Below are 12,646 nucleotides of genomic sequence, written 5' to 3'. Positions count from 1 at the left end.
GGCGTGTTTAAACTGCTCTTTGTAAAAAACCCACGCCACCCCACCGGTACCGCCACATGCAGAAAAATATGGATGATAAAGCTGATACTAAGGTTTTCCATTACTAAGGTTTTTAAGGGTTAACTCAAATGGCGGCCTTAACTTTTCACTGGCACAGAAACCAACAAATCTGCCCATGAAATATCTATGGTACCGGTATTACCAGGGCCACCCTTAATATCATACTTTAATCTCTCCTGAGGGCTTTGCAAGGTTTGGGGTGTCACCTGCACCCGCACTACATCCTCCTGCTGGGCATAGTCATCCGCTAAGTGCTGTTCCCAATTTTTATTAATGATAACTGTCCAGTTTTCTTTGCCAGGAATGGTGAACAAGGCATATTTACCGGCGCCCAGTTTTTTGCCGCCAATAGTCAGGTTTTTATCTGTTTCCAGAGTGGTGGCCCGGTGCGCACCCGTTACCCAAACCTGGTCATACGGAACCAGACCGCCCCAGATTACCCGCCCCTTTACCCCCGGCGAATGGTAGTTTATTTTCAGATTAGCCTCGCCTATTTTACCGGCAGTTTCAGACGGAATACTTTTCCTGATAGTGTCTGGCTGAGACTCCGTAGAGGCAGGGGGGGCTGCATGTTCAGCTGGCTGCATCGTCTGGTTGGCCTGGGTTTCATCTTTGCGTTCGCTGGCATTGTTACAGCCTACAACTGTAACAACCGCCAAAGCGCCAGCCAGCATTTTTAAGTACGTTGTTTTCATTCTTCTTCGATTACTTGTTAATTTTTACTGTAATATTCTCCAAGTTGATGTCTAAAAGCTTTTTGAGGCCCCCGGTAAAAAATGCATGGTCCAGGTGTTCCAGAGTGGTGGTGTCAGACAGCGGTTCATAATTACTATAATCCTGAAACAGCACGCCGTTTATTTCCCTTTCGTTATAAGCTTCCCTAAACCGCAGGCCCCCTCCACTCACTTTAAAGCTATAGGCCAGATAGCCTAATTTATAGGTTTGCGGGTGTACCCAATACACAAACTCATCTTCAAAATCAGTTCCTCCGCCTTCTTGGTTGAACGTAACCTTTATTTTATGGAACAGAACGTTTTTCACCATAGCCTGACCCAAGTACTGTTTTTGGACAGAGGCATCGTTCAGGCCAAAAGGCAAAAAGGCAAAATAAATAACAGAGTTGATAGAGTTTGAATAGGCCAGTTTCTTGTCCTCCGGCAGCTCAATCCTCTTTCCGTTCACCTCACGGTAAAAGCCGTCGTTCTGCAGCACGTCCTTCACATGGCCAGTAGAATCTTTGAACGCTCTTGTATACCGATAGATACCATTGTTTCTAAAAGCTGTGTACTGTCTTTCCCTAAAGGTGAAACTAACCAAAGTTTTATCAACCAACGTGCCGCCGTGGGCTTTTATAGACAAGTCTACCACTTCCTGGGCTTTGCTTTTAGGTTCTATTGAAACAGGCATCTTCTCAACTGACTTCTGGCACCCAAAAGACGCCACTGCGTGAATTACCGCCAAAAAATATGTGCTGCCTTTAAACCACCAATTTTTCATAAAATCATTTACCAATTTTCTCTGCTTTCTATTGAGGGTGAATTCAGTGCTTGCCCCGCCCTCTAATAACCCTTGATGTTCAGAATCTACTTAAAATCGGCAGCCGCTGTTGGTTATGCTAAATGGCCTAGGCTGTTTTCTGTCCGTAAAATTTAGAGTTGGATTTGAAAAGGATTCCATGGCTAATTATTTTGAAGTCAGGTTAATAGTGCAAAGTCAGGCCAGCTCCCCAGCCATAGTCACTGTCATAGTTAGTGCTTAGAGAAAGAAAGCGGCTGAACATATACCGGAAACCTATTTCGTATTCTTTGTCACTGTTTACCCGTAAGTCGGCAAAGAAATTATTACTCAAAGGCAGATCCCTGCGCTCCAGTTGCAGCCGGAGTTTTCCCGTATGGTCAATTCTCCATTCAGAACGAACCAACATAGGAAGCAAGTAGTAAAACCCGGCATCGAAGACGCGGCGGTTATCTTTAGTGTTTGTTTCCCTAACGCCATCTTCCCCAAGCTCCTCCAAGTTTTTGTTGTTCCGGTAATCGAAGCCTATGAAAGCAGCAAGGTATTGTTGATTGCCAATGTACCGCAGGACATGGTTCTCTACCTCGAAATCACCCTTGTAAGAGGCTCTTGCCTCCATCTCCAGTGCGTACTTATTGCCGGAAAGCGTATAATTGCCCCAGATGCCCTGGGTATGCGGCACCAGGTCAAACCAGGAATACAATTGCTTGTCTTCTTTTTTAAGCTCCTTATAGCCGGTTTTACCAAACTCGTTTTTAGGGTCTCCCTCATAACTTACCACGCGGGCCATACCGGTCATCATGTGGTACAGGTTATGGCAATGGAAAAACCAATCTTTCTCTTCATTGGCATAAAATTCGATGGTAACGGTCTCCATTGGTTTGATGTCAAAAGTATGCTTCATGGGCGAATACTGGCCTTGTGCATTTACAAATCGGAAAAAATGCCCATGCAGGTGCATCGGGTGCCGCATCATAGTGGTGTTGGTCATTACAAAACGTACATTCTCCCCCCTCCGAATCAAGATGTCATCGGCCTCGGATAAGGTTTTGTTATCAAAGGACCAGACGTAGCGCAGCATATTGCCCGTTAAAGTTAGTTTTACCTCCCGGACTTTCCTGGTGGAGTCTAGCGTACTTGGGTTGATACTGCGTAACATATCATAGGTGAGCAGGATACCCTCCCCGCCTAGGGGCATGAACATGCCGGGCATTTCTCCGTGGGCAGAATTATTCTGCATGCCCTGCATATTCCCCATGTCATGCTGGTTGCCTGTTGTGCCGGCATCTGGTTGTTTTTTAGGCTGGCCCATGTCCTGGTGGTTATCCCCGCCCATTTGCATGTTTTTCATGTCCTTCATATTCCCCATATTCATGCCGCCCCCGCTCATGTCCATGCTGCCCATCATCTGGTTCATCTCCCGCATCATGGCAAAATAATCCAGACGAGGAACTGTTGGGGCCTTCACCTCGGGCCCATCACCCAAAAAAACGGAGCTAAAGCCGGTAACATCCCAAGAAGTAGCTCGGAACTCATAAGCACCGCCCGCCGGTATCTGAACAATCACATCGTACGTTTCTGCTGTAGCCAGCTCCAGCTTGTCCACTACTACCGGCATCACGTTTATACCGTCGGCTGCCACTACCTGCATTGGGCCACCGGCAAACTGAGTGGTAAAATAAGAAGAAGAAGCGCCATTGATGATCCGTAGTTTCACTTTCTCCCCTGGCTGCACATCTTTGTAAATGTCTTTCTCTTTCCCGTTAACCAAGAATTTATCATAGTAAACATCGGCCACATCCATGGGAGTCATGCGTTTCCATTCTTGGTTTACCTTGTCTTTGAAGTAGCCCGCGGCAATTGCTTCGCCGTAGCTTTGCAATGCCCCCTTCCGGATAGAGTACCATTCTGCCCCTCGCTTTAAGTACCGCAACACCTGGTGCGGATTTTCATCAGTCCAATCAGATAATAGAAGGACATATTCTTTCATCGGCGGCTCTTCCGGGCGCTTGATAACAATGGAGCCGTATAAACCGGCTTGTTCCTGCACGCCGGTATGCGAGTGGTACCAGTACGTGCCGCTCTGAATAAGTGGAAAAGTAAACGTGTGGGTTTGGCCAGGTAAGATAGGGGCAGTATTTAAGTACGGAACGCCGTCTTCCTCGTTCGGCAACAGCAGACCATGCCAGTGAACCGAGGTTTCCATTTTCATTTTATTATGCACTCGGATAATGGCCGTATCCCCTTGGTTAAAGGTAAGGGTAGGTGCCGGGATAGAACCGTTAACCGCAATGGCCATCCGGGCTTTGCCGGTAAAGTTTGCCATGGTGTCAGCAATATATAAATCGTACTCCACCCGCTTGCCTTTATAATTTTTTGCAGACGCCACTGGTTGGACTTGTACCGGATCTGCAAGTTGCTGGGGAGCGGTTTGCCCATGCTGGTGCTGCCCGTAAAGAAAAGGGTGCCACCCACAAGCCACTACTATGAATAGTATTTTGAAATTTTTCGTCATTTATACTTTCTTTTTAACTTTATTAGTCGCGGTCGATAACCTACTATTGTTTTTCTTTGACTCTGTTTTGTTCCCGGGCCGGGTTATTATCGTAGGGCTGCCTAGCATCAATCAGGGGGCGGCCGTTTAGATCGGTTTTGACTCCTCTGTTCATGCTATCCATATTGTTCATAGTTTCATTTCCATGGTCCATGCCCGTCATAGCGCCAGATAGTCCCTTTCCAGAAGCCGGCATTTTACCGTGCTCCATTGCAGGCGTTTTACCTGTCCCCTGACTTTGGTTCGGCATAGGCATATTGCCATGATCCATCTCGTTCTTTTTAGGGGCTATGGGCTGGGTCATCTTGGAGTGGTCCATCTCCGGCATTTTAGAAGTTCCCGTCTTGCCTACTGAGTTGGCTGGCTGGCGCTGCATGCCTGCCATGTTTGCGTGATCCGTGCCTGGCATGGCAGGAGGAGTGGCTGAATTGGGAATAGATGACATTTCATGACCAGGCATGATTGCCGTGCCTGTATTCTTGTGCGGTTCAGCAGTAGTCATGTCTTCCATGGAGTGACCAGCGGGCATAGCTGTGCCTGCCGCATTTTCTGGGGTTGTTGGGTTAGATAGGGAATTCATGGTATGCTCATCCTGGATTTCATGACCGGAACCTTCCCCCATGCCCGGCATGCCACCTCCATGGTGGTCACCTTTCATCAATAAATTACCTTTAGGCCCCACTCCTTCCACATAGACCAGTTGAGCCCCCCGGTGACCTGCCAATGATAAGAAGAGGGAGGAAAGTAAGGCGAAGCCCAGCACCAGAATTTCATAGGGGCGGCGGTACACTCTTAAGTATTCCCCTAATCCCCTTAGTAGAAAGGTAATCCCTGACAGCCACAAGGTGTAACTAGAGTATTTCTCGTGTTCACTGAAGACCTCTTGTGCTTGGACAGACAGGCCTTCTGGCATCGCATGGAAGATAGTACTGGCGGCCAAAGCGCCTAAAAACCCTCCGGCCAAGATAACCAGAGTGACCCAACGCAACTGCTGCCAGTCTTTGAAGATGAGTAACGCTTGCAAACCAGCCCCTAAGAGAATCAACACAATTGGGAAATGGACGACTAGCGGATGTAGATTTGGGAACTCATCAAACATATTTCTCTGGTTAATGTGGTAAACATTCAGCTTAAGTAGGAGGATGTGATATAAGAATATTCTCAATCAACATGTAAGAGATGGCTGTAACACGTTCTTTCAATTAATCTTTAGAGGGCAATTAATTGGTATATACTGCTCTTGAATCGGCAACTCCTCCAATAGTATTACGATTGACGGGTTAATGTCAAGGTGATGCAGTCAAATGGCGTTAAGGGGGTATCAATGTTTTATATTGGGAAATCGGATTGGACGTTTGATATTAGGAAAAGTTCATCGGCCACACTGATTAAACTATTGATAATAAAAAAGAGCCTTCGGCCGGTTTATTCCCTTCCGAAGGCTCCCCAAAGGTCAAGTGCTAGACCTAAATTTAAATTTGAAAATCTACACCTAACTAAGTTCGCTCACTATTGCCTTCTCTGAAAAAGCTTAAGGGAAATATTGTTATTAAATTCCTTAACATTAACTTACTATATAAATAGAAGGAATAATACAAATATTGACATGAGTGGATTAGTGACCTCCACTCATGTTAGAATTAGCTAAAAGCCAAGTCTGTAATTCTTTAATCTCCATCATCTGTGCATCAACCATCATATGGGCCATGTTCTTGATAAAAGTGCTAGTACCATGTTCTTGCACGGCTCTAGCGTTCTCAATTGCAGATTGGTGATGCACAATCATTAATTGTGCAAAATCATGATCGGTATCACCTGTTATGACTTGGAGATCGCTCTGCCGGTCAGATTTCTCCATCGAGTCCATCAACTCCATGTTGAATTTGCTATCAGGTGATTGATCAGGTTGATATGAGTTGATAAAGGACTGTAAATCCTGTATCTCTTTTTGCTGATCGGTTTTAATTTTTGTGGCTATCGCTTTTATGGCTGCATTATCCCCAGATGTTAGAACTTCATCGGACATATTGATGGCTCCTTGGTGGTGCATGATCATCATTCTAGCGAAAACGATGTCGGGATCCTCATTCATCTGCATTGTATGCATTTTATCCATCATGGCATGCATGATGCTCATCATCTTATTCTCATCATGTGGTTGGATTTTCAGACCTTCATCTTCTTCATCGCAAGCACTTAAAGAAAGTAATACCCCTATTGATAATACTTTTATTAGCCCTGACACTTTAGGGGAAATAAATTTTTGAAGCATTTCAAACATTTTCATAGTTAACCAATAATAAAGTAAATTTAAAGTCGTTGTGTAAAAAAATGGTGTTTTTAAAATAAAAGCAATCAAAAAAGAGAAATTATTGCTATGAAAAATTGACTGTAAAATAATTCTGAAAATAATATAATACGATAGTTATAAACATTGCTACATCCTGTCAATTGAAGTTGTTATAAAATAATTTACAGAACTACCAAAGCACAAAAAAATCATTTTAATATATTGTTAAAAAACTGTGTAGTAAGATTCTATCTAAGAAAATATTCTGATTTTATCCCTTAGGAATTATTCTTCTATGAAGAAATTCAAGCCACCATATTAGAGAATATTTGACCCTGTCAGGGACAATAAATATACTTACATATGTAATGTTTGTTATACATAATCATGGTTTTTTTTTGTAAAGTTTAGTTGTATAATACTAAGCTATGCCCAGTTCTATTCTTTCTTCAGCTTTCGGTAAATGGAAGGAGAACTTCCAGTTACCTTTTTAAACTGGAGGGAAAAGTGCCCGACACTGCTATAAGCCAACAGGCTGGCAATTTGATTCAAGGCAAGGCTTTCATTACAGAGTAGCTCTTTTGCGCGATCTGCCTTTTGGCAGATAACATATTTTTCAATGGTAAGATTCTCTAGAGCAGAAAACGTATGACTTAGAAAGCTATAGTCCCTTCCAATGCTTTTGGAGAGGTACTCCGAATACTTCAGGCCTTTAGGGCTTTCATTCGGATAAAGGGTCTGTCCTATAAGCTCCTTTATCTGTTCAACAATCTTAGATTTATTGGATAAGATTATCTCAAAGCCCTCCTCCCCAAGAGCTTGGCCCACTCTATTCAACTCCTCTGGTTCCAATATCTTTTTAAACCTCACCCACCCCAGTTCGACTTCTTGTACTGGTAAAGCAAGGAAGATTAATTTTTCCTGTATTACCCTGATACAGATGGAACAAACCATATTTTTTATGTAAAAAACTTCCTCGGTTAGAGTCTCTTTTCTTTGGTCAGATGCAATGAAATTGATTTTCATAAGTTACAAGTGTGGTTTAACAGTTGATTGCGATTGGCAGTGTGTAAATTCCTTGCTTATGTAACATCATGGTCCAGCGGGGTATGAAACTAACTTGCCGCCTTTGAATAGGAAACCCGTCTACAACAGAATAAATTGGTGTATGCTCTTGGAATTTCATGTGGAAAATATATTCAACCTTAAGGCTATCCTAGTTGATGGCCAAGAAATATTGCTTTCGATATGATGCCGTATTCGATTCTATTCTTATTATCAATGATGGAAACAATTTTATATCAACATATTTAGTGGCCTTCGGGATTTCGGAAGCACTTTCTTATATTCAGAGGGCGTGATCCCTGTAACCCCTTTAAACTGTTTGGACAAATGGCTTAGGCTACTGTATTGTAGGCGAGTTGCGATTTCGCTCAACGACAGTTCGTCGTATTCTAGCTGAGCTTTAATATACTCCACTCTCAGGAGAATAGCGTACTTCTCGATGGTTGTGCTTTCCTCGGATGAGAAGGCATGACTTATCGTTCCATAGTTCTTACCTAACGAATTGGACAAATAGGTGGAATAGTTGCAGGTAACCTTGCCGTGGCGGTAATAGATTACGTCAATTAAGAGGTTTTTTACCTGCTCCACCAGTCGGGACTTCCTGTCCTCCAGCAGGCTGAAGCCATACTCTTCCAAAGCCGATTTAAGCGTTTCTTTCTCTACCGCTAGCAGCGGGCGGCTAAGTTCTGCCTGTCCCAGTGAAACCTGCACCACTGGAATCCCAAGAAGCGTCAACTGCTCCCAGATTATTCGTATGCAACGAGGGCAGACGACATTCTTTATATACAGAATGTTTTCTACTAATAGACTAGTTTGCTGCTCCATAATATAGGGGTAGGGTTCGTTAAGCCCACGTCTTAGTAAGGGGTAATCATCTGCCAAGGAAAGGGCAGAATTGAAATTTAGTCTTAACTGGCTGGGAAGAGCTTTGAGGGCGACTCTTACTGGTCATCCCCTAAGCCCTTCCGTTGACCAAGTGCTTTTCCCCTTTAGCCTTGATTAAGAAGATATTGACGATAGCTCTCCTCTGATTCGAAATACAGGACCTGTTCCTGGCCAGGAGCTGCCGGCACAATAAAGGCGTCTGCCTTATCTACTTCTTTCCCGCTAAGGGGATCTTTCGCAAACCGGGCATCCCGCTTAGTTTGAATCTTCTCTACACACATCTGGCAGCAGCCGTAGTATGTTTTGCCATCAAACACTACTGGTATCTGCTTTTTCCCCATAAAGGCATTATTTACCATGCAGACCTGTTCGTTGGGTAGGGGAATTTTCCGGTCTGCAACAGTTTGAGAGGGTTTAGCACCTATCATGTCCTCTGACTGCCCAGATTGCCGGTTACAGGACATAACCAAGAACAAACACCCTAGCCCTAGAAACACAGGCAATATTGAGAGGAATTTTTTCATCATCATATTTGACAATATTTAGTGAAGGATTTCTTTGTTGGCACCACAGGTAAGCATCCTGTCTCCGAAGTAGGGGTTGCTGATTTCTTTTGAGGTGCTAAGCCAGATGGCTCCTTTCCCCAAGGCCATCGGGCAGCTTTGCAAATAGGCCGTAGCCCCACCTAATCCAAATATTTTGATACTTTGTGATAAAGCCTCGCTGAATTGGGCAAAATGTTTGCGCTGGGTACCTAAGTCTTTGCTGCAACTGATCTGTTCCAGAGCCGTTTGCATCGTCTTCCGGTGTTCTGCCCAATCGCCACTTTTTATCTGCCCTTTAGCCAATTCTGAATCAGCGATAGCCAGCCTCTCTGTCAACAATGCTGTGGCTGCTTGGGCTTTTGGCACATCAGAAGAAACAAGGGCATCGGTAAGGGTCATGCTAGTACTGAAGAGAGTGGTCAACTGGCGCTGAAAAGGCTTGATAGCCTCCTTGCCCTTTTTTGCTCGGCTTTCAATTTTATTGTTCCCAGCCACCTCTTTGTGGTGTGATTGCGCCTTTGCCTGAAGTAAAGAAGTTGCCAGTACTGTAAGAAAAAGAATCTTTTTTTTCATGGTGTTCAAAAATTCAAGAGAAATGACATAAACAATTCAAATACTATAGCTTAGTGATGGTCCTGTTCCAGATATTTGCCCTGAGGGCCCACACCTTCTATATGCACCAACTGTGCTCCATAATGGCCCGCCATTGCCACGGCATACCCCGCTCCAATCAGGATGACAGCCGCCACGGCAATGCTCCAGCGCTTGCCCTTGAATAAAAACAGACTCAAGAGCTGTGCCACCAGTCCTAGCCCGGACAGGTATATGGTGTAGTCGGCGTACTTGTCATGTTGCGCCAAGACCAGCTCGGCGTGTTCTGTAAGTCCGTCTGTGTGGGGGTGTGACCAGTGAGTGGAGGCATACGCCGTCACAAAACCCAGCAGCACCATGATGGTCACTGACCAGTTCAGCACTTTGTTCTGGAAAAGTATGTTCACGAACTGCATGGCCGCCGCGATCATTAAAAGCATGATCGGGAAATGGACAATGAGCGGGTGAATGTGCGGGAAGTCAGCGATAGAGGCATGGACTTTTGCAGGGTTTGCCTTGTGCTCCGCATGATCCGCCGGAGCCACCTCACTAAATACAATAGTGTCTTGGGCAGCGGCAGCCGTTTTCTTTAGGGAGTCTACTTGCGTCAATTTGGTTTTTTTAGGGTGCTTTTCCCCTCCGTGCGCAGAGGCCCCTTCGGGAATCATAAGCGCAGAAAGGAATAGAAGGCCCAGAAGTTTCAGGAAGGTGATGTTCTTTTTCATTGTAAGGAATATAAGGTTTAGTATTTGTTAAGTTGAGCCTATGGCCGGAGTACTATTCCGTTTGGTTTTTTCCCTACCGAAACGGAGGAGCGTACACTATGGTCAGAAACATTGATAACAGAGACGGTGCCCGCCCCCTGATTGGTGACATAGGCGGTGGAGCCTTCTGGAGAAAAAGCAATGGCGTGTGCATCAGCCCCGGTCATTATATTCCCTTTGAGAGTCCATAGGCTGTTTTCCTCCTTGTAAAACAAGACCCTGCCATTGGTGGCGTCACTCACCCATAGCTCTTGGCTGGAAGGGTGATAGGCCACATAGCCAGGCTTAAACCCTAGGTTAATCGTCTCGGTAACTGCCCCGGTGGCCACATTTATCTCGGTGACGGTCTGGTCTGTCTCATTGTCCACGTATACATGCCCGTTGGCCGCTGGCCAAGCCCCAACCGGATCCTTACCCACCGGCACCGTACCCATCACCATTTTAGTGCCTGGGTTGATGATAGACACGGTGGCGTCAGTCGTATTGGATGCGAACACTTTTGAGCCGTCAGTTGAGAAAGTAACTTCTGACAGCCCTTTCCCGACGCTGATGATATTCTTTAAAGTCCAATTACCAGTATTATAAACCAATACCTGGCTTTTCACCTCATCCTCCTGCGCAATCCACAGCTCAGAACCGTCTGCATTGAAAGCACCGTTATGTGGCATTTTGGAAAGCATGATCTCCTTTTCGATCTTGCCGGAGTAGCTATTCAGAACGATAACCCTGAAGCCTTCCATACCATCCATCCCGCCAGCGTCATGCCCACCGCTCAGGTCAGTGCTGGTGATGGCCACCGCTAGCTTTGTCTTGTCTGGACTCAGATTGATATGGTGTGGGAACTTTGCCCCATTCAGACTTATATGATCTTTGTGGGTGAGGTCATTCAGATTAATAACGTCCACGTCATTGGACTCCCCGTTTACCACAAAGGCGGCAGGGTAGTCAATGTTCAAGTCCATGCCGTCCATGTCCTCTTCCATACCATCCATGTCTGCCTCTGTATGGAGGTTGCAGGCGGTGAATGTTAGTAAAAGAGCTACTGTAAGTGTCAGTTTAAAAGTTCTGTGTATCATTAAGAGTAGATTTATTGATTTGACTGATGGTTAAGTCCCGCCATCGGGTCTGCCCCTTGCTTGAGTACATATTCGCTGTACAGCAGATAGGCGCCCGTCACTACCACGGTGTCTCTGGATTGCAGGCCGCTGGCAATGGCCACCCGGTTCGCGCTTTCCTCCCCAAGCTCAACCCTTCTGGGGCTAAAGGTGTTCTCCCCGATCTTCACCCAGACGTGCGCACCTTTGGAATCCCGGATCACGGCATCCAGCGGCAGTGTTAACGCTTCTCTCACCTGGGTACCTACCGTCATGGTGGCCTGGGTGCCTGGGATCAGGCCTCCTCCTGGGTTAGGAACCGAAGCCCGGGCAATCACCACTTGGCTGTTCTGCCTAAACTCTGGGTTGATAAAAGAGATCTTTGTCTTGATGGGCATGTTGCTTCCGGCTACGATGACGTCTACCGGAGTCCCTATCTTTAGCGCTCCGGCTTCACCGGCGTACAATTCGGCCTCCGCCCAAATGGTGTTGAACCGGCTTATGCGGTAAAGCGGACTTCCTTCGGCCACATACACGCCTTCTGCGGCGGCTATCTCCGTGACAGTACCTGAACTGGGTGCTACGAAGGTGATGCGGGCGTCTAGTTTACGGGTTTGTGCAATGCGGCTGATCTGGGCATTAGTGAGACCGGTTAAGAGAAGCTTTCTTTTGGCGGCATCCAGGATGGAGGCAAACTGCCTCTCGCTAGGGAACGCCTTCACCTGGTCCAAGGCCAGCAGGTATTCCTGTTCCAATGTGAGCAGGGTCTCGCTGTATAAGTCATAGAGGGGCTGTCCCTTGCGGATGGGCTGACCAGTTTCTTTCACATAAAGTCTCTCTATGCGGCCAGCGGCCCGACTGCTGATAAGGTCGGCCTGCGTCTGGTCTACCACCAGCCTGCCCGTAAGCACCGTATTGCTTCCTACCTGTCCCTGCCGCAAGGTTTGCGTGGTGATGTTGCCCAATTGGATCTGGCTTTCACTCAGCATGATACTGACTTCCTCACCTTTGGTGCTTTGCTTTTTCACGGGTACCAGGTCCATCCCGCAAATGGGGCATGAGCCTGCTTTGTCCTGCACTATCTGCGGGTGCATGGGACAGGTAAAGGCACTGGCCGTTTCTGGCTCCTTTTTCTGTTTTTGGACCAAAACTAGGTCCATGCCACAGATGGGGCAAGAACCAGGCTCGCCTTCCACAATTTGGGGGTGCATGGGACAGGTGTAGCTGGTATCTTCCGTTGCGTGGGCATGCTCGTCCGTCTTGGTGCAGGCCATCAAAAAAAC

General features: G+C 46.2%; 12 protein-coding genes. All 12 read right to left on the bottom strand.

Features of this window, described 5'->3' with window-relative positions; translation table 11 throughout:
- Positions 1 to 137 precede the first annotated feature (137 nt).
- Positions 138 to 755, bottom strand: a complete 618-nt coding sequence (locus IMY23_RS19350) for a DUF2911 domain-containing protein (protein ID WP_192823867.1) — start codon at positions 753 to 755, stop codon at positions 138 to 140.
- 10 nt (positions 756 to 765) lie between these two features.
- Positions 766 to 1,467, bottom strand: a complete 702-nt coding sequence (locus IMY23_RS19345; RefSeq protein WP_192823866.1) for a DUF6503 family protein — start codon at positions 1,465 to 1,467, stop codon at positions 766 to 768.
- A 292-nt stretch (positions 1,468 to 1,759) separates the two neighbouring features.
- On the bottom strand, positions 1,760 to 3,901 hold the full coding sequence (locus IMY23_RS19340) for a multicopper oxidase domain-containing protein (protein ID WP_192823865.1): 2,142 nt from the start codon (positions 3,899 to 3,901) through the stop codon (positions 1,760 to 1,762).
- Between the two features lie 232 nt (positions 3,902 to 4,133).
- Entirely contained in the window at positions 4,134 to 5,228 is a 1,095-nt protein-coding gene (locus IMY23_RS19335; protein ID WP_192823864.1) for a DUF2231 domain-containing protein, read from the bottom strand.
- 516 nt (positions 5,229 to 5,744) lie between these two features.
- Positions 5,745 to 6,416, bottom strand: coding sequence for a DUF305 domain-containing protein (locus tag IMY23_RS19330; protein ID WP_192823863.1), 672 nt, complete (start codon positions 6,414 to 6,416; stop codon positions 5,745 to 5,747).
- Positions 6,417 to 6,857: 441 nt separating this feature from the next.
- Positions 6,858 to 7,445, bottom strand: coding sequence for an AraC family transcriptional regulator (locus IMY23_RS19325; RefSeq protein ID WP_192823862.1), 588 nt, complete (start codon positions 7,443 to 7,445; stop codon positions 6,858 to 6,860).
- 270 nt (positions 7,446 to 7,715) lie between these two features.
- Positions 7,716 to 8,309 carry an AraC family transcriptional regulator gene (locus IMY23_RS19320; RefSeq protein ID WP_192823861.1) on the bottom strand — a complete coding sequence of 198 codons (594 nt, stop codon included), beginning with the start codon at positions 8,307 to 8,309 and terminating at the stop codon, positions 7,716 to 7,718.
- A gap of 164 nt (positions 8,310 to 8,473) precedes the next feature.
- Complete coding sequence (locus tag IMY23_RS19315; protein WP_225986684.1) at positions 8,474 to 8,797, bottom strand: hypothetical protein; 324 nt, start codon at positions 8,795 to 8,797, stop codon at positions 8,474 to 8,476.
- A 114-nt stretch (positions 8,798 to 8,911) separates the two neighbouring features.
- A complete protein-coding gene (locus tag IMY23_RS19310; RefSeq protein ID WP_192823860.1) occupies positions 8,912 to 9,487 on the bottom strand; it encodes a DUF3347 domain-containing protein in 576 nt (191 codons plus the stop codon).
- 50 nt (positions 9,488 to 9,537) lie between these two features.
- The gene (locus tag IMY23_RS19305; protein WP_225986683.1) at positions 9,538 to 10,230 is read right to left on the bottom strand and encodes a hypothetical protein; all 693 of its coding nucleotides are present in this window, start codon (positions 10,228 to 10,230) and stop codon (positions 9,538 to 9,540) included.
- Between the two features lie 38 nt (positions 10,231 to 10,268).
- Positions 10,269 to 11,345, bottom strand: a complete 1,077-nt coding sequence (locus IMY23_RS19300) for a YncE family protein (protein WP_192823859.1) — start codon at positions 11,343 to 11,345, stop codon at positions 10,269 to 10,271.
- Positions 11,346 to 11,356: 11 nt separating this feature from the next.
- The gene (locus IMY23_RS19295; protein WP_370589923.1) at positions 11,357 to 12,637 is read right to left on the bottom strand and encodes an efflux RND transporter periplasmic adaptor subunit; all 1,281 of its coding nucleotides are present in this window, start codon (positions 12,635 to 12,637) and stop codon (positions 11,357 to 11,359) included.
- Positions 12,638 to 12,646 lie beyond the last annotated feature (9 nt).

This window comes from Rufibacter sp. LB8, from assembly GCF_014876185.1.
In the GTDB taxonomy this organism is placed as follows: Bacteria; Bacteroidota; Bacteroidia; order Cytophagales; family Hymenobacteraceae; genus Nibribacter.
Note: the sequence above shows the minus strand (reverse complement) of the source record. Positions and strands in the feature narration are given on the sequence as shown.